Origin of the sequence: Psychrobacillus psychrodurans (genome assembly GCF_050209195.1) — a bacterium.
GTDB lineage: Bacteria > Bacillota > Bacilli > Bacillales_A > Planococcaceae > Psychrobacillus > Psychrobacillus psychrodurans.
Genome location: NZ_CP189791.1, coordinates 1,031,424 through 1,050,375, shown reverse-complemented (window position 1 = coordinate 1,050,375; position 18,952 = coordinate 1,031,424). Strand labels below are relative to the sequence as shown.

At 35.6% G+C, this 18,952-nt stretch carries 18 protein-coding genes; 2 read left to right on the top strand and 16 right to left on the bottom strand.

The genetic code is table 11. From position 1 onward, the window contains the following. The first annotated feature begins 404 nt into the window (after positions 1-404). On the top strand, positions 405-731 hold the full coding sequence (locus ACQCPR_RS04880; protein ID WP_427138374.1) for an SCP2 sterol-binding domain-containing protein: 327 nt from the start codon (positions 405-407) through the stop codon (positions 729-731). A 1,016-nt stretch (positions 732-1,747) separates the two neighbouring features. On the opposite strand, the gene ACQCPR_RS04875 is transcribed toward ACQCPR_RS04880, so the two are convergent. The 14 genes from ACQCPR_RS04875 to ACQCPR_RS04810 form a co-directional block, all read right to left on the bottom strand. Next, positions 1,748-2,101 carry a hypothetical protein gene (locus tag ACQCPR_RS04875; RefSeq protein ID WP_427138373.1) on the bottom strand — a complete coding sequence of 118 codons (354 nt, stop codon included), beginning with the start codon at positions 2,099-2,101 and terminating at the stop codon, positions 1,748-1,750. Continuing rightward, the gene (gene fliS / locus ACQCPR_RS04870; RefSeq protein ID WP_427138372.1) at positions 2,098-2,499 is read right to left on the bottom strand and encodes a flagellar export chaperone FliS; all 402 of its coding nucleotides are present in this window, start codon (positions 2,497-2,499) and stop codon (positions 2,098-2,100) included. Before fliS ends, ACQCPR_RS04875 begins: the two co-directional genes overlap by 4 nt. Before the next feature lie 30 nt (positions 2,500-2,529). Beyond that, on the bottom strand, positions 2,530-4,038 hold the full coding sequence (gene fliD, locus ACQCPR_RS04865) for a flagellar filament capping protein FliD (protein WP_427138371.1): 1,509 nt from the start codon (positions 4,036-4,038) through the stop codon (positions 2,530-2,532). 17 nt (positions 4,039-4,055) lie between these two features. Further along, the gene (locus ACQCPR_RS04860; protein WP_427138370.1) at positions 4,056-4,427 is read right to left on the bottom strand and encodes a flagellar protein FlaG; all 372 of its coding nucleotides are present in this window, start codon (positions 4,425-4,427) and stop codon (positions 4,056-4,058) included. Between the two features lie 187 nt (positions 4,428-4,614). Next, entirely contained in the window at positions 4,615-5,439 is an 825-nt protein-coding gene (locus ACQCPR_RS04855) for an SDR family oxidoreductase (RefSeq protein ID WP_427138369.1), read from the bottom strand. Positions 5,440-5,464: 25 nt separating this feature from the next. Beyond that, positions 5,465-6,397, bottom strand: coding sequence for a Gfo/Idh/MocA family protein (locus tag ACQCPR_RS04850; RefSeq protein WP_427138368.1), 933 nt, complete (start codon positions 6,395-6,397; stop codon positions 5,465-5,467). Next, positions 6,391-7,176 (bottom strand): SDR family oxidoreductase, encoded by a 786-nt coding sequence (locus ACQCPR_RS04845; protein ID WP_427138367.1) that lies wholly within the window; start codon positions 7,174-7,176, stop codon positions 6,391-6,393. The genes ACQCPR_RS04850 and ACQCPR_RS04845 overlap by 7 nt, the downstream gene beginning before the upstream one ends. An 18-nt stretch (positions 7,177-7,194) precedes the next feature. Continuing rightward, entirely contained in the window at positions 7,195-7,896 is a 702-nt protein-coding gene (locus tag ACQCPR_RS04840; RefSeq protein WP_427138366.1) for a cytidylyltransferase domain-containing protein, read from the bottom strand. Continuing rightward, complete coding sequence (locus ACQCPR_RS04835; protein ID WP_427138365.1) at positions 7,893-8,942, bottom strand: nucleotidyltransferase family protein; 1,050 nt, start codon at positions 8,940-8,942, stop codon at positions 7,893-7,895. Before ACQCPR_RS04835 ends, ACQCPR_RS04840 begins: the two co-directional genes overlap by 4 nt. Positions 8,943-8,945: 3 nt before the next feature. Beyond that, the gene (locus tag ACQCPR_RS04830) at positions 8,946-9,569 is read right to left on the bottom strand and encodes an acetyltransferase (protein WP_427138364.1); all 624 of its coding nucleotides are present in this window, start codon (positions 9,567-9,569) and stop codon (positions 8,946-8,948) included. Next, the gene (neuB, locus tag ACQCPR_RS04825; protein WP_427138363.1) at positions 9,562-10,641 is read right to left on the bottom strand and encodes an N-acetylneuraminate synthase; all 1,080 of its coding nucleotides are present in this window, start codon (positions 10,639-10,641) and stop codon (positions 9,562-9,564) included. Before neuB ends, ACQCPR_RS04830 begins: the two co-directional genes overlap by 8 nt. Then, entirely contained in the window at positions 10,638-11,771 is a 1,134-nt protein-coding gene (gene neuC / locus ACQCPR_RS04820) for a UDP-N-acetylglucosamine 2-epimerase (RefSeq protein WP_427138362.1), read from the bottom strand. Before neuC ends, neuB begins: the two co-directional genes overlap by 4 nt. Then, the gene (locus tag ACQCPR_RS04815) at positions 11,771-12,925 is read right to left on the bottom strand and encodes a LegC family aminotransferase (protein WP_427138361.1); all 1,155 of its coding nucleotides are present in this window, start codon (positions 12,923-12,925) and stop codon (positions 11,771-11,773) included. The genes neuC and ACQCPR_RS04815 overlap by 1 nt, the downstream gene beginning before the upstream one ends. After that, positions 12,922-13,908, bottom strand: coding sequence for an NAD-dependent 4,6-dehydratase LegB (locus tag ACQCPR_RS04810; protein WP_427138908.1), 987 nt, complete (start codon positions 13,906-13,908; stop codon positions 12,922-12,924). The genes ACQCPR_RS04815 and ACQCPR_RS04810 overlap by 4 nt, the downstream gene beginning before the upstream one ends. Before the next feature lie 191 nt (positions 13,909-14,099). Between ACQCPR_RS04810 and ACQCPR_RS04805 the strand changes: the two genes are divergently transcribed. Continuing rightward, positions 14,100-16,700 carry an IPT/TIG domain-containing protein gene (locus tag ACQCPR_RS04805; protein WP_427138360.1) on the top strand — a complete coding sequence of 867 codons (2,601 nt, stop codon included), beginning with the start codon at positions 14,100-14,102 and terminating at the stop codon, positions 16,698-16,700. A gap of 51 nt (positions 16,701-16,751) precedes the next feature. Here ACQCPR_RS04805 and ACQCPR_RS04800 read toward each other — a convergent pair whose 3' ends face one another. Continuing rightward, entirely contained in the window at positions 16,752-18,434 is a 1,683-nt protein-coding gene (locus ACQCPR_RS04800; RefSeq protein WP_427138359.1) for a motility associated factor glycosyltransferase family protein, read from the bottom strand. Continuing rightward, complete coding sequence (locus tag ACQCPR_RS04795; RefSeq protein ID WP_427138358.1) at positions 18,435-18,950, bottom strand: hypothetical protein; 516 nt, start codon at positions 18,948-18,950, stop codon at positions 18,435-18,437. Between the last annotated feature and the right edge of the window lie 2 nt (positions 18,951-18,952).

Here is an 18,952-nt window from a genome sequence, read left to right as displayed (position 1 = left end):
TCATACCATTTCTATTAAATAATCACATTATAATTTTTATTAAATTGAGTCAATTTCAAAATGAAGTAATTTGTAGTGAAATCTAAACTAAATTAATTTCCGCTTCAGGAGGACGCTTCCGTGCTCTCGGCTTCAATCTCCTCGCTACTAGCGAAAACATTTGCTCATACAGTTTTTCAGCTCGCGCTGTTCCCGCCGGAGTCGCCACCTTACGCTCCAATCAGCGAAGTACACATAAAATAAGCGGATGGATAATTGAATATAATATCACTTTAATATTCTTGAAATTAGAAATTATGAAGTCGACCAATTTCCCAGGAAATATTAGCTCGTAAATAAGATGAAACTATGCGAAAATAAAACATGAATGAATATTCACTCATAAACGGGAAGGATGAGAACTAATGAATGAAATATGGCAATTAATTGAATCTACTATGAATGAAAACTCGGCACCATTTCAAAATGAAAATGTACGTTTTGAATTTAATTTAACAGGGGATAATCCAGGTGTGAAACAGCTAATTTTAGAAAATGGAACTGCGGAGGTAATAGATGATACTTCAACAAAGGCAGATTGCAAGTTAACATTGAGCTCGAAAGACTTTATGAAACTACTAGTGGGTGATTTGAATAGCACTACTGCATTTATGTTTGGGAAGTTGAAGGTTGATGGGAGTATTGGGTTGGCGTTGAAGTTGGAGGGCTTGTTGAAGGAGTATAGGTTTTGAGATTAGTAACCATTTAACTTCACATTTCCGATTATAAATAACTAAAATACTTGTGAATAAGGAGGTCTCCTTTCTATTTCCTCCACTATATTTATATATTCATAATTTTTCTTCTTTAAAGTGAATAGTCTTCTACCAAAACTCATTCTTATTTATGACCTAATATGTTTTTTTTGCTCAACTGACCAATATGACTCTATTATCCAGCAGTATATATATAACTTTTGATAATTTCTTTAGTGTTATTAATTCCCATGTTGTAACAGGCAAAATATATAAATGGCCGACAATAATCCTCCGTTAATTAATTAAAACATTTCTAAGTAACTTATTTTTTTGATCTTATCTGAAAACTCTATCAAAAGAAAGTGTCCTAGGATATAAGAATTCCCCTTTAATAGTGTACTTACTCTAAAAGCTTCTGTTATCTCAGGTTCTATATAACAATCTATATTAGAACCACTAAAAAATGGACCAAATAAATGAACACAGTTTTCTAAAACTTCAAACCACACTTTTAAAATTCTTATGATTACTCATGATAGGCATTTAGATATAAGCTGTTTTATTTGTTCTATTACTTGGTCCTGTATACTTAATAGCCCTGTCATTTAAGTAATTATCAATCTGTTTTTTCTATTTCTGATATGTTGATTTCACTATTATCTTTATATACTGAAAATAATCTTACAATATAACGGGATGAAATTGAAATGCTGTCTAATGTTTGATTTGCTACATAAAAATTTGTATATGAGGTTACATGATGTACCTTTTGTTGAAGTTTTTAGAATCTCCCTGTACGACATTCACCACTTTTTCCAATCTTTTATCTAATCAATTTAATACGTGCGATGTGTAGAAACGATGGTTTTGTTTTATCGTTGGTATTGCTTCTTCGTGTGCATCTTGGAATACATTTATCCGATCAACTCTATACGTGCATAATTCAGATGTCAGATGGAATATAGGAATACAAAAAAACATGGTAAGGATTAGTTCCCTACCATGTTCGCCTATTGTTTCGTATCGTAAAAAGTTCCGTCTCTCATTACATTACTGTATGGTGTTACGTAACTTTTCATATTGCTTTTCTTGGATTTTGTTTCGAAAATATCCGATCGAATTTGCTTTGTAAATATGGTAAGTTTCTCCTGAATACTACCTTCCAAAGTTAGGAGCTTTTTACCTAAAACTTCTTCTTCTGTAGTAAACGGAGCCGTTATTTGCGATTGCATTTTTTCACGGACGTCTAGACATTTTTCAATACTTGCTATAGTCTCGTCGCGGTCAGCTTCATCCGTGTTCCGTGTTAGTTTTAGAAGGGTCTCGGTCACTTCATGCCAAACTTTCATCGCGGGACGAATCATATTTCATTCACGTCCCCGTATTGTTTTTGACGATTAATTTGAATAACTTGCTTCCAAGTATCTCGAAAATCTGTAATAATAGCAGCTGCTTCCTCGAACATTTTAGCATCTTTTTTTATGTTACCATCGATCAGTCGACTATTTACAAATTCATATAGGACAAGCATGTTTTGTGATACAGGGTATGATGTATCCAACGTCACCATCAATTCTGATATAATCGCCTGTGCTTTTTGTGAAGATGTATTCAACTCTTGAAAATTCTCGTTGTTTAGTGCATTTTTAGCCTGTTGGATGAATTTCAGGCAACCATTGTACAGCATAAGCGTGAGTTCACCAGGCGTCGACGTATTTATCGAGTTGTTCTTATAAGCCGCATAGGGGTTATTTATAGCCATAAAATTATCTCCTTTTGTGTTACTAACTTATTAAGCTCCCCCACCAAGAGCATTCATCAAGTTAGCCGATTGTGCATTTGCACGTTGAATTGCATTTTCCATTGCGTTGAATTGTTTCCAATAACGGGCTTCTACCACTTTTAAGCGATCTTGGAACTTGTCCATTTGTTTATTTATGCCTTTTAAGTTGCGTCCTAAAGTAAATGATTCCTCCGTAGAACCGGTATCTCCAGCACGTTTATGAATATCTTTATAACTACTTTCCGCAATAGCTCTTAGTCTAACTGCAAACCCTTGCTCGCCTGTCGTACTACCAGGAGTTGTTGCAGCTCCAGTTTGCGCGAACATTTTTTGAACTTTATCGGGATCTGCATTGATAGCTTCTTTAAGTTTTTTCTCATCAACCACCAATTTACCGTCCTTTTGCCAAGCATACTGACCACCTGGCGTTGCAATCCCAATATCTTTCAGTGAGCCTTGGTCTTTAACGGAGCCCATAAGTGCAGAGCGCATCTGTGATACCATTCCTGAAATAACAGGATCATTTTTTAGCAATCCACTTTTTGCTTTCTCTTCCCATAATTCGACTTCTTTATCCGACATTGCCTCTTTCTCTTCTGCAGAAAGTGGTTTAAAGTCCCGGTTTGTTTTTTCTCTAACTAAACCATTCAACTCATCCATTAGTTTATTGTAGTCATCTACAAACTTGACGATATTATCAAAAACAGCATCTGTGTCTGGCTTCGTACTAAAATTTATATCTGTTTTATTTGCTGCTTTGAGAGTAAATTCGAACCCATTAACATCGACCGTATTTTTTGAACTTTCCATTCTAAGACCATTTACCGTATATATCGCATTTTGGCCCTTATTTGCAGTAGCAACCGTTTTTCCTTCCAGTCCAAGCTTATTTGCAACATCCCCTGTGCTAGTAACTACGATTTCACTAGGACCATTCGCACCATTATTCCCACCATTTTTAGTAGACAATGCAATTTGACCTGACTTCGCATCGTAAAAAGCATTTACCCCTGTCTGCTTCGTAATTCTATCCATTACATCTGAAATTTTATCTGTAGATGCAATAGTTATATCTTTATCTTGCATTACTCCATTTTCATCTATCGCACTTATTTTAAGCGTGGTTCCAGTAATTCCAAGATCAGCCATAGTTGTTGTTGCTGGTTTTCCAGCACCTGCTGCTATTACATCACTTTGCATTGTCGAGTTTTTTGCTAACTGTTCAATTTTAATCGTTCCTGAAAAATCGCTCGTTGAATTTTTGTTTTTAATGGAAACATCGTTTGGCGCAGAGCTTTCCGTAATTTTCGCATTAAATTTAGTTGAAAGTATCATATTGTTGAACGTATTATCGCTAAACTCTTTCACCTTTCGATTTACAGCACGGTAACTATCTAGTTGCCACTGAAGCGTTTGTTTCTTTTGGGTAATTTTAGTAAGTGGGATTCGTTCCGCATTCATTAAATCTTTAATAATTGACTCTGTATCCATTCCTGATGCTAATCCACCAATTCTCATAATTAGTTACACCTTCCTTATATTTTGTGATTGACAAACAAACCATTAAACTCTCGCATAGCAGCATGAGCATCCATCAGTTTTTTTGAAGGAATTTCTTTAATCACTTCATGCGTTTTTGGATCGACAATTGTTACATAATATTCATTCAATTTTTCATGGAACTCGAATCGCAATTCCGAATTCGAACCTTCTAAAAACTTATTCATGCTTTCCGTCATTTGCTTTGCCTGATCGGCAGGTAATTGATCCCCATCCGCAGCCTTCTGCAGAGCTTTACTTACTATTTTTTGAAACTGTTCAACCATGACATCCTTGTCTGGTCCGCTCCGCTCCAATTGAGAACTTCCTTGCGTTGATACCCCATTCCCTTCAATACGACTTACCATTTCCCATACCTCCTTGTATTTGAGAGCACTCACATATTGATTATATCGGCTAGTCAAAATAGAAGTTAAGAGAATTGGTAAAATTAAGTATTACGCCTATATTAAGTTAAATCATAAATGCAGTTTCAACTAAAAATTGAATCAGAGAAAAATATTTTCATTCCAACATTTTAAAAAACTCTTTCAATTACCACGCATTCAACCCGCCATCTATTATAATATTCTGTCCAGTTACATAACTGGATGCATCAGAAGCTAAGTAAATAAGTGCTCCAACCATTTCCTCTGGCTGCGACATGCGCCCCAATGGAATACGATTGCTATAATTTTTCTTAAAAGTATCATTTTGTCCACTTTCTACTCCACCAGGTGTAATTGCATTTACACGAATACCTTCTTTTGCCCAATAGGTAGCAAGATACTTTGTCAGACCTATAACCCCTGCTTTAGATGCCGAATAAATTGCAGGTGAGTTAATTTGGCGATCTAAATAATACGAACCTTCATATATCCGTTGATCTGGGGCCATCACACCATAGATAGATGAGGTCTGAATTATAGAGCCGCCTTTTTGTTGCTCCTTCATTACTTTTCCAACATGCTTAGCAACAAGAAACATTCCGTCTAAATTTGTTCCCATTATTCCTTTCCATTGATCTATATCATAGTCTTCGAAATCAGCAAAGAAAGCATCAAGATCATTTGATTTTCCAGCGGCATTATTATGTAGTATATGAATTTCACCAAATTCATTTTGAACTAATTCAACCATTTTCTTTACTGATGACTCTGACGCAACATCACATTCAAAAGCTAAAGCTTTTACACTATATTTTGCAGTAATTGATTTAGCTATATCTTTTGCTGCCTGAATATTTATATCTACCACAGCAACATTTGCTCCTGCATCCGCCAACCCAGAGCAAAAATGGCTTCCTAGTATACCGGCACCACCGGTAACAATTACATTTTTATTTGTCAAATTAAACAAATTTACATATTCTTTTCTCATCTAGTCTTCCTTTCTCAAATTACTTTCATTTCAAAGATTCTTTAAACTCATCTAAGTATACTATTCTACGTTCTTTTCGGGATATATTCCCTGCAATCAGTAAGCAAATTGCTAAAAGGGTATCCCGAGGTTCATAATGCATCTCATTTGTCTCAACCAGTTTAACAAATCTCCATAATAGCCTTCTGAACATAGAGAAATTGTCATTGACTTCAATCGATTCTCTTTTGTTAGAACCCCAAATATTAATATTAAAAGTTTTTGGCACTTCTTCTAATGTAGTGATTGTCCAAGCTAATCCATTTTCAAATAGTATCACGAAAATACCTTCAGATCCCTGTATATATTCTATCGATTTTGGCTCGAATGGTATTAGCCCCAGTACTGCATCAATGAGATGAATCCCGTATTTGTTCCAATCATTTATCACTGTTGATTGAATGCATTTCAACTTCCCAAACTCTGCTAAATTACTTCTAATATCGTCTAGTTCTATTGCATAACGCATTCCAGAGAAGGACATTAGCTGACCACTTAATAGAAATGGTTTATAGTAATTCAACTCTTCTTCATCCACAGTCAAAGGTTTATCTATAAATACTTTCAAACCAGCTTCAAGAAAAGGCTTAGCCATTAGTAGATGGTTTTCATAATCATCTCTTGCAATAAGAACTGCGTCTACATGACCAATCATGTCTTTGTAATCTTCTACAATATGCTCTATTTTACAGGACTTTGCTATACTCGTACTTATTTCTAAGTCTTGTGTCCAAATATGAGTGATCTCCGAATTATCAAATCCAATTTCAGATATATCACGTTTTTTAACATACTTGTAAATGACATCCCAACCAGATTTCTTGAAGTGTTGTTCATGAAAGCCATTCATGATTACACTGTATGAATAAGGATGTCCGTTTCCTTCAGAAATACCGACTAATCCAATTTTTTTTACCATACACCCCAACCACCGTCAACACAAATATTTTGTCCAGTCATATAACTTGATGCATTCGAACATAATAATGCAACAGTTCCCTTTAACTCATGTGGTTGCCCTATTCTGTTCAAAGGATTTTTACCTGAAAGTCTGTTCATAAATTCTTCATCTTTTTGGGTTTCAGGATGAGGAAATGGACCTGGGCTTAAACAATTCACTCTAATTTCATGTGGCGCAAGAAAACTTGATAAATACTTAGTAAATTGAATAACCCCTGCTTTTGCAGCACCATAGCTAGGAGGATTCGTATATTTTTCATCATTATATAATCTGTAATCAGGTGCAACATGTCCATACATAGAAGTAATATTTAAAATAACTCCCTTTGATTCAATTAATTTTGGCATTGTTGCTTTCACTAACCTAAAAACAGAATTCAAGCTCATATCGATGTCATATTCCCAATCAGAATCGGATATTGATTCAAACGAGTTCTTATTACCCGACCATGCATTATTTACAAGGATATCGATTTTATTTAATTGACTTACAATATTCTTGATGGACTCCTTATTCATTAAATCCAATTGAATAGCTTCTATTTGCACATCCGGAAATGCAGTTTTCAACTCATTCACTTTATCTTTGCATTTCTCCAAATCTCTGCTAGCAATAATTACATTTGCCCCTAATTCGGCTAATGTTTCACTGATAGAGCTTCCTAAATAACCCGCTCCACCGGTAACTAGTGCAGTTTTACCTTTTAAATCAAATAGTTTTTCTAATGAATAAATCAATTTAATCACTCCATCACTTCAAATATTTTTTAATGAAATTAGTGTTTCAGCAATAATAAGATCAACTGAATCATCAATATCAACTGACCTTTCTTTTGGCATAATAATTGCTCCTGTTTTGCCAATAACCAAGCCAATACTATCCTGATTAATTTTACTAGCTTTCACTATATATACAGCACCGTTTAGCTGATACGCTTCTGGTAATTCCTGCCTAGGAAGCCACGGTACTGCCCCTTCAATAAATATTTCAGGATGATCATCATTTATCTTCCAGGCCCGATGAGGATTTAACGTTGCTTCTGTGTAAGTCGCCACAGAATCAAAATCTTTCTCAACTATTAGATGAATGCATCCACTAATATCCTTTATAGTTCGTAAAGGAGACGTAGGTTCAAGATAAACTAAATAATCCGTATCATAGTTACTTTTCTTTAGCTCTTCTAAAACATGCCGTACGGTATCTATAGGCAGAGAATTATCTTGTGCAAATTCTTTAGGTCTAAAATGAATATCAGCTCCATATTCTTGTGCAACTTTTGAGATATCGTCACAGTCAGTTGATACGATTACCTTATCAATCTCAGGTGTTTTCAGTGCTAATTCAATTGTCCAAGCAATTAATGGTTTTCCAGCCAGATTTACAATATTTTTTTTTGGAATGGTCTTACTACCACCTCTTGCTGGTATTAGTGCCACCACTTTTTTTTGACTATTCATTTAAACCCCTCCTTAAAATCTCCATTTGCCTTTTCGTAGTCATCTAACCGTCCTATATCTAACCAGTATTCTCTTAATGGAAATGCTGAAACTTTTTCTTGTTTAGCCATCAACTTTTTATAAAGCTCGGGCATATCATAAAACTCTTCATTTGGTACAAGTTCTAGTGCCCCAGGGTTCAACACATAAATACCCGCATTCACAAAACTTTTATGTACCGGCTTCTCTATAATTGATAACAATTGATGATTTTCTGTTTCAATGACGCCATATGGAATCTGATATTCGTACTCACGAACACACATAGTTGCAGCAGAATTCGTTTCATAGTGAAAATCTAGCAACTGTTCAAAATTTATTTTTGTTAATAAATCACCGTTCATCACAAAAAAAGGTTCCAATGGTTTTTCAGACAAAAGCGACAATGCACCCGCTGTACCCAATCTTTTTGTTTCTTCTATGTATTCAATATTTACACCAAGATGTGCACCGTCCTGAAAATAATCCATAATCATTTCTTTTTTATAGTTAACCGATAAAACAAAATTCGTAAAGCCATAGTTTTTAAAACTCTCAATAATTGTCTCTACAATTGGTTTACTTCCAACGTTTAACATTGGTTTTGGTATTGTATCAGTTAGCGGACGGAGTCTTGTTCCAAGTCCTCCAACCATTAATACCACTTTATTAACTTTTTTTGACGTTAACTCGAGCTCATCAGAAAACACTATACGTTGTAATTGATTAGTACTTGAGATGAGGGGCAACTGCTTTAGTTTTCTTTCTCTCATTTTCTTTTTATAATAATTGGACCTTTTGCCCTCTTTTTCACAAATTGGAGAAGTATTCATCACTTCACTGATAGCGGTATCGAGCGAAAGCCCCTTTAAAATTCCACGCCTAATATCGCCATCTGTTACGGTTCCTAACAAAAACAGATTATCGTCTACTACAGCAGCAAATTGCATAGTCGTAGCATCGATTAATCTCATAGCCTCCAAAATCGTTGTTTTAGGTTGAACAAGAACATCTTTCCAACTTTTCATCAGTTACACATCCCTTGCAGGAACTCCATAGGCGGTTTTCCTGTTTCCAATATTTTTTACAACAACTGAACCTGCCCCGACTAGCGTTTCGTCACCAATCGAAATTCCTTGAATTATTGCTGTCCCAACACCGATAAGACTATTCTCTCCAATTTTAACTCCTCCTGATAGAGTAGTACCAGGTCCTAGATGGGTATGACTACCGATAATGCCATCATGGTCGATAATAGTGCCTGTATTAATGATTGTGTTGTTTCCAATAGTTACATTAGTTTGAACAATAGCCCCCGCCATTATTTGAACTCCATGTCCAATTTGTGCTGTAGGAGAGACAATGGCAGCATTATGAACGACATTCGCAAAAATATAGCTTTTTTCACTAAATTGTTCAAAGATCGATTTGCGTATAGGTGAAATATTAATCGTTCCTAGTCCTAATACTAGCTCTACTTCATCGATATGATAATTAATAATAACATCATCTGTACCCAAATATGGTAGTTTCAAAAAGTTTTCTTTCTCGTTTGGTGCGGTATACCCTATTATTTTTCTTTGCTGTGCAATTAGTATTTCTACTAATACAGCGGCATGACCACCATTTCCTATTATGATTAATGGCTTATTCATCGATTAAGTCATCCACTCTATAAGAACGCTTTGCAGCTTTCCCAATTAAAGACCAATACGAAGTTGGTGACATTCCATTACCAGGACGTTTAATAGCAAAATGGCTTTCCGTAAATATTTCGCCAACAGCTATCTCTACCTTAGCAACAATACTCTTTCTAGCAGCTTGCCGATTCTCAAGTTCAATTTTGGTTGGAATTTTTTGCCCAGTTCCAAGAGATTTTTCAATTGTTCTAATCCCAGCGACCATTTCTTTTAACTCTGTTGGTTCTAACGAAGCAAGATGATCTGGACCTGGTAAATTGCGATCTAATGTAAAGTGCTTCTCTATTACAACTGCTCCTAATGCCACTGCCGCAAGCGTTACTGCGATACCTTCTGAGTGATCAGAAAAGCCGATTGGTAATCTTAAATCTCGTTTCATCTCTTGCATTGCTTTCAGATTTATAGTATTCGATGGTGCAGGATATTCCGTTGTACAGTGTAAAACTGTCACATATTCATCTAAAAGAGACTTTGCTTCTCTCGTTTGATAAAATGTTCTAACTTGAGCTAGATCAACTAATTGTTCTGGATATGCTAAACCATAAGCTATGAATGACAATGCATCATGAATATCATCCATTGTCGCCATTCCCGTTGATAGAATCATTGGTTTTTTCTTCGTAGCAATATAGTGAATAAAAGGACTATTCGTAAGCTCACCAGAAGGGATTTTAAAAGTCCTCATTCCGATTTCATTTAACAAAAAATCGACACTTTCCATATCAAAAGGTGTCGACAAAAATTCAATCTGATTGGCATCACAGTAAATTTTAAGTTCAACAAATTCCTCATAAGTTAATTCTAGTTTTTTCAACATCTCAAATTGAGAAGTTGCTTCACCTAGATTATTCACTTGATAACTAGCTTGTTGTGCAGAACGCGTTACTAAATTCTCTGCTTTAAATGTTTGAAATTTCACCGCATTCGCACCTGCTTGCTTTGCGACATTAACTAATTGTTTTGCCATTTCAAGTGAACCATTATGATTAACACCAGCTTCGGCAATTATATATGTTTGATTGCTCATAGGTCATAAAACTCCTTTTGAATCGACTGAAGAGGAAACTTTTTAATTTGCTTGACGATTTTTTTGGATACTTCCCCATCTCCAAATATTTGTTCATATGAACCTTGAAATTTCATCGCTTTTTTAATCGCTTCATAAATAGAATTCTCATCAAGAGAAGCTTGTATAACTGAAGATGGACATTCTCTACCCAATTGGCGATTTCCACAATTAACCGTTGGAGTCCGTAAATAAGGTACTTCAATCAGCCCACTAGATGAGTTACCAATAACAATTTCTGCGTGTTTCACTGCACTTAAGTAACGTAACTGTCCTAGCGATTCGAAAAGATACGCATTAGGTTTTTTCAAAACAAATTGCTCAATCTCTGCATTAACAACCCTTCCACCGTTATCTGCATTTGCTTTTGTGAAAATAAGATGGGCATCCGGGAAGCGATTTAAAGCAGATAGCAGTGGATATATGCCACTTGTATTACCATTGGTTTCAGGATGATAGGTAATTAAAAAGAACGGTTTATTGTCGTCAAGCTTTAGATCTGTACATAATTCAGCTTTAGTGAGCAATGGTATTTTTAAAATATTCTCGATACCAAGAGCTCCTACATTCCATACACGTTCCGGATGTTCCCCTAGTTGGATAACTCGCTTACGATGCAATTCCGTACTGACAAAATGCCAGCTTGCCATTTTCGTAATCGAATGGCGGATGCAATCATCATATGCCCCAAAAGTCAATTCTCCTCCGTGCAAATGAACAATTGGCAGCTGCATAATAAGTGCTGTTTGTGCAACAGCCAACATCTCAAATCGATCTCCAAGAATAATTAGTAAGTCTGGTTTTAGTCGTTTAAATGCATCTGCAAAACCAATTGTTGCAAGCCCTATAGACTTAGCTACACCTACTGAAGTATCAGATGAAAGTAGTATTTCAACTTTTTCATTTAGCATAAATCCATCTTGCTCAATCTGATTATATGTCATGCCAAACTCTGGCGATAGATGCATTCCCGTTGCAATTATTTGTAGTTCTAGGTCTTCATCCTTTTGAATTTCTTTCATAAGCCAGTAGAGTAGGCCATATTCAGCTCTTGTACCAGTGACAACACATATTTTTCGACGCAAAGACATCACTTCACTTTCAATGGTGTACTCGGAATGTTAATTAACGTATTTTTTAATTGTTTTGTTACAATCAATTCAGCTTTTGGCATATGTTTGTACGGACTTAACTCATCCATCGGTGTCCAGATCGGTCGGGACATTACACCATTTTCATTTAAAAACTCCAAGACGGTATCGCGACTAAAATTTTGTTCTAATATCAAAGACTGCAACCAATAGTTTCCTTTTGTATTAGTTGGTTCTTTAAATAAAGTTACTCCATCTATACACATAACTAGCTTCTCATAAAACTGAGTAAGCTGTCTCTTCTGTTCGATAAAAGTTGCCACTTTATGCAACTGTGCACAACCAAGCGCTGCATTAATGTTTGGCATTCTATAGTTGAAACCAACCTCATCATGCTCATACTCCCAGCGATGAGGAACTTTAGCAGTTGTGGTTAGATGTTTGGCATAATCAGCGAGCTTGTCATCATTCGTTAAAATGGCGCCACCTCCACCTGTAGTCATGATCTTATTGCCATTAAAGCTCAATGCACTAACACGACCAAATCCACCTGTATGTTTTCCTTTATAATAGGAACCAAGTGATTCAGCTGCATCTTCTACAAGCACTAAGTTATAACGTTCACAAAGTTCAATTAACGGATCAATATCGACTGGATGACCAAATGTATGCATAGGTACAACCGCACGAATTACTCTACCTGTTTTCTTATTCATCAATTGTCCATTCTTCATTTCACCGATATCCTTAATATGCTCTTCCAACATGAACGGATCTAGTCCAAGCGTTTCTTCGCTAACATCGACAAAATGTGGTATTGCTTGTAAGTACGTTGTTGCATTTGCAGTTGCGATAAAAGTCAGTGACGGCATGAATACCTCTTCGTTTGCTTGTACCCCTGCTACTTTCAATGCAATATGAAGGGCTGCTGTGCCATTGACTACTGCAACAGCTCTTTTTACTCCAGTAAACTCAGCCAATTCCTTTTCAAAACGGTCGACATACTTTCCGACTGATGAAACCCATCCGGATTGTATGCAATCAGTGACATAATCCAATTCCAATTCATTAAATGTTGGTTCATGAAGTGGAACAAAATCTTTTTGATATAACTCCTTTATGGCAGTAGCAAATGTAATCCATTGACGATTCATATATTGTACACGTCCGTTTTATATGAAGCTAAATTTTGGGGATTTGTAAACCACTCAATAGTCTCCTCTAAGCCCCTTCTTAAACCATCTTTTTCACCGTAGTTGGGTTCCCATCCAAGAATGTCTTTTGCTTTCTGATTATCTGCCCACAAACGTTCCACTTCGCTTTTATCAGGACGAATACGTTGCTCATCCGTTTCAATCGTCAGACGTACATTCATAATATCTGCAATCATTTCTGCTGTTTCTCCAATGGAAACTTCGTAATTTGACCCTATATTAATAACTTCCCCATTCGATTTGTCGCTATTCATAACAGAGATGAAGCCATTCACAGTATCTTTCACAAAATTAAAGTCACGAGTAGGACTAATAGCTCCTAATTTTATATTGGTGTTTCCTGCTGCTAGTTGACCAATAATTGTCGGAATAACAGCACGTGCCGATTGACGTGGACCATATGTATTAAATGGCCGAATAATTGAAACCGGTGTATCGAATGATTTGTAGAAGGATAATGCCATCTGATCTGCGCCTATTTTAGAAGCGGAATAAGGAGATTGCCCTTGAAGTGGATGATTTTCATCAATCGGAACATATTTAGCCGTTCCATATACTTCACTTGTAGATGTATGGATAACTTTTTCAACATTCAACTCACGTGCTGCTTGAACAACATTTAACGTTCCTTTTATATTCGTATCAACATAGGTATCTGGTGAGTGATAGGAATATGGGATGGCAATCAAAGCAGCTAAATTAAGGACATGTGTGCACCCTCTCATGGCTTCTTTTACACCGTGAGGATCACGAATATCCCCCGAGAATACATCTAGATTCTTTTTAATCTCATTAGAAGTTTGATCTAACCAACCCCATGAATTAAATGAATTATAATAAACAAATGCACGAACGTCGTACCCTTGACGAATTAGTTCTTCAGTTAGATGAGAGCCAATGAAACCATCCGCACCCGTAACCATTATTTTCGAATTTTTCAAAGCATTTCCTCCTATTACTATTTACTCATAACTAAAGTCCTTTAAAAGGATAATTTTTAAAACTTTAGTGCTAAATGACTGAATTTTATCTCATGATATAAATTACCTAAACCTAACTTCCATTTTGCCGATATAAAAATAGAATTATAATAGATTAGAAAGGAATGGATTCCATGAAGTTTTTTAAAAGTTTAAAACTATTTTTAATAGCTATCCTTATTATCGGCATAGCTTTACCACTTTCAACAGAAGCTGCAACAGTTAAAAGTGGCGATTTAATGAAAATTAACAAAACAGTAAGTAACAACACCCTCGTTAAAGGGGAGACAACTGACGTAACACTTACTGTAAAAGGTACTCCACAAGATTCTACCTTTGTAAAACCTAATGATGTGGTTTTAATCATTGATAAGTCTGGGAGTATGCAGGCTGATAATAGACTGAATGCTGCAAAAGACGCAGCTAAAGAATTTATCGATTTGATGGATTTAACGAAGCATGAACTCGGAATAGTAGACTATAGTGATCGTGCATCTACTTTTCCTTTAACTACTGACAAAACTGCTGCAAAAGCATATGTTGATACAATTCAACTAGGCGGAGGGACAAATACGAGTGATGCGATTAGAGCAGCTACTGCAACGCTAGCAAATAAACGCCCTGATGCACAACCAACAATTGTCATTATGACGGATGGAGCTGCAAATAGTGCACCAGACGCTCTAGCTGCTGCTAAAGCTGCTAAAGATGCTGGCATCACGTTCTATTCAATCGCTTTATTGGGACCAAACGAAAACCCTGATACTAGCGCGCCTAACAAATTATTACAGGAAATGGCTTCTTCATTTGATCATCATCATTTCGTCTTAGGTTCAGTTGGACTATCTGATGTATACAAAGCAATTGTAGAAGAAATTGGTCTTGCAAGTGCTTATAATGTAACAATCACAGATACAATTTCTCCTGAGTTTGAATTGGTTCCTGGTTCATATGATCATCATATCCCTAAACCAACTGTTACAGGCAACAAGATCGAATGGTTCATCTCTGAATTGAAGACAAATGAACTAAGTTTTACTTACCAAGTACGTGCGAAAGCTGATGCTACTGCTGGTAAATACACTGTAGCACAAACATCTTCAACATTTGAAATTGGCGATGGTTCTACATATTCATTGAACACTACAAACCCAATTGTTGAAATTAAAAATCACGCACCAATTATTACAAGCATCACAGAAGATAAAGGTCTTACTACAGGTGGAGAAACAGTAACAATTACTGGCCAAAACTTCTTAGCTGGTGTCAAAGTTTACTTCGGGTCAGTTTTAGGTACAGTTACTTCAGTTACCGACAATGAAATTATCGTCACTACACCTGTTGGTACGCAAGGAACCGTACAAGTTAAAGTTGAAAATACGGATCGTCAATTTGCAATTGGTAACTTTAACTATTATGCAATCCCAACAATTACAACTGTCTCACCTGCTGAAGGTCCACTAGAAGGTGGCAATACAGTTGTTATAAACGGGACAAATTATTTAAGAGGGGCCGTAGTATATTTCAACGGGGTTGAAGCCCCAACTAGCTTTAGTAGTGCTACTCTTTTACGTGCTACTGTACCTACAGCTAGCGTAAGTGGAGTTGTAACAGTTAAGGTAGTCAATCCTGATCAGTCAAGTGTAGAACTCATAGATTCATATACTTACCTTGCTCCACCACCACCTCCAGAGATTGAATTAATAAGCTTATCCCTAACAAGTGGTGAGCTCAAGGGTGGGTTAAACACTATTCTTACCGGGAAAAATTTTGCTCGTGGTGCAAAAGTATATTTTGGAGATGTTGAAGCTACCACAACCTTTATGAGCACTACTTCCCTTAGAGTATCTGTACCTGCAGTTACTCAACCAGGAAAAGTTGCGGTAAAAGTTGAAAATCCAGATGGAATGAGTGCTACATTAACGGATGCTTATGAGTATTTAACGCCGCCACCAGCACCAATACCTGAGATTACTTCTTTGTCCGTAGATACAATCTTAGTAGGCCTATCACAGAGTACAGTTGTTTCTGGAAAAACTTTTGACAGTTCTACAAAAGTATTTTTTGGAAACCAACAAGCAATTGTCAAATATCTTTCTTCAACTACTTTACGTGCTACGATTCCAGTAAGTAATGTAGCAGGTGCAGTAGACGTGAGAGTAGAAAACAATGATGGTCAAGGTTCTACATTGGTAGACGGATTTACGTACACAGAACCTGTTCCAGATCCTGCACCAATCATTACCGCACTATCAAGTAACGTAGGTTCTACTGTTGGTAATGATATTATTACAATTACGGGTGATAACTTTAAAAGTGGCGCTAAAGTATATTTTGGAGATAAACTAGCAACTTATACATCTCTTTCACCTACACAAATCACAGTAAAAACACCTAGTGTAACAGTAAAGGGTATTGTTTCTGTAAAAGTTATTAACCCAGATATGCAAGAAGCTACATTACAAGATTCCTTCAAATATGAAGGAATTAAGCCTACAATTACTCGTATATCTTTAGATAATGGTTCAGTAAAAGGTGGCTATAATACAATTGTCTATGGTACAAATTTCACTAGAAATTTAACTGTAACTGTTGGTGGTAAACCAACAACATTCACATATCTATCTGGAACTCAACTCCGTGTTGCTATACCAGCCGGTGTGGCGCCAGGAATCGTCGAAATCGTTGTGAACCTTGATGGTGACATGGATAGCATTCCATTCACATATAACTAAATAGTACAAAATAAAGAGTCATGGCTTTAATAACAGCCATGACTCTTTATTTTAGTTCTTTAACCTTTGATCCGTTATTATTTCAATACAAATCTTACTAATGAGCGAGTAAAATTTCTCCAATTCTATTATTAGTTCCAAATAATTTTTACTCATATACTTCTTTTTAAGGTCAAACATTTTAAATTTGTTGTCGATTTTTTTAAACATAAAAGTTAAATTAGCAAGTAATACTTCTTCTAAGATTGCATTTTGCCTAATCTCACTAAAATCTTTTACTACCTTAGGCATATCGTTTGCCGTCACAACCGAAATTCGAACTAATCTATCCAAATTATCTTTTGCTTCGAACACTTGTTTTTGTAAGCTCTTTAGTTTTCTAGTAAATTCTTTTCTAATTGCTAGCGAGTCGATTAAGTCCTCTTGAGGATCCTCCTCCATAATAATTATATTTTTTATCTCTTTTGTAATAATGCTTTCATCAATATATGTTGCACCTTCGATTTTAGCACCGTGCTTAGATAAATTAAATATCGCGATATCAGCTGGTAGCCCTAAAATCATTGCTTCAAATGTTTCTAAAAATATCTTCAATTGCCTTGTAGTGCCTACCTGATGACCTAGATTATTTGTTACTAACAATTCTTCTTTGACATTTTGCACAGCCGCATGATGCTGTACTCCTTCAGCATAATAATCTCCATTTACCAAGGCTAAATCCTGACCGACTAAATAGACTTCTGAAAAACCAAAATGTATAATTACACGCAATGTAAAGATAGCTACGGATGGTGAAGGTTGTATAAATCCAAACAGATTTTCAACGAATTGAGGAGAAATATTATCAGATGTTGTTTTTGAGACCACTAATCGACCTTTATGGTTCGTTTGAATATTTGAATTTGACATCGTTTCATAAATTAAAGTGCCTTCGAAATCAATTCCTTCAAAATGTGTTTCATAGTTCACAATACCTGCGTCTATACTTAAAACATAGTCAGGTTTAATACCATTATCAAGTAATACACGTAAAGCAGGACCAACCACAAAAATATAGAAAAAGTTTTTATTCTGCCTTAAAAATTCTATATGTTGTTGAAGTGATGGTCCTGCTGCAACCAAAATGGCTCTTTGCCCTTTGAACTTATCTTTTAAAGTATGTATTTTAATAGCTTTTTCCGTGTATTTTATATTTAATAATGGTTCAATAATCCAATCTTTCGCAAACTTCATCTCAGTATTATTGATAATTTGTTTTGTTTGTATTCCGTCATTAATAACTTCTAAACAATTTTTTATAGCAGGGTCGTCAATTTTCATGTAATTAGGATGTATTTGAATAGATGTAGGCAAACCAATATACTCCGATAAAAATGCCATAAATGAAATAGAACTTAGATCTTTATAATATAGTAATGATAATTTATCCTTCTGGCTTTTAAAAGTCTCTGTATGTACATCACTTACTAGTACTTCTTGGAATGGCTCAATAAAAAGAATATGAGCATTTTGCTTATAAATATCATACTTTACAAGTTGCTCTAACAACTCACCATTACCATAACCAAGAATAATGATAAAATTATTTTTTAAAGAAGAGATTTTTTTTAGAAAACGTTGCGCCTCTTTCTCTGGTGAATACAATGAATTCAAGGGTGTTGTCTTTCCTGCTTTTTCATAAATATAGACTTCCTTATTTGAATCAGATTGCTCGGTACGAATTGTATAAGTCATTTACATTACCTCATTTGTCTCATCTAAGAAATAATGAAGAATAGGCAATACTTCATATTCTAATATATCTAATACATATTCTAAGTTTCCTTCTTCAGCACGCGCCAGTGTTTTAGTTGAAATGTCATTCACTTGTTGTTGATTGACTAAACTTTTTTGTAAAAATTCTTGGACAACTGAAAACTCTAATAATGCTTCAGTTGTTTGGACAAAGCCATTTAAAACGTCTGAGAAGTTTTCTGTTTCGCGCATATCTTCAATATATACTTCCACTTTTTGAATGTAATTTTCTAGTTCTTCTTTAAATTCCCTAAGCAATACTGTAGTATACATAGCTACTAATCGAATCTCTGGAGCATTGGTTTGTAACAGACTCGCTAATTCTTCCTGTGTTACCGGAACTTGATCCTCTCTAACGATGATTAACTTTTCTTTAAACAAGTAATCCTTCAGTTGTTGCGCTACTATTTCTAACTCATTTTCCTCAGTCACCAAATAGTCATTTACATATAGCAAAG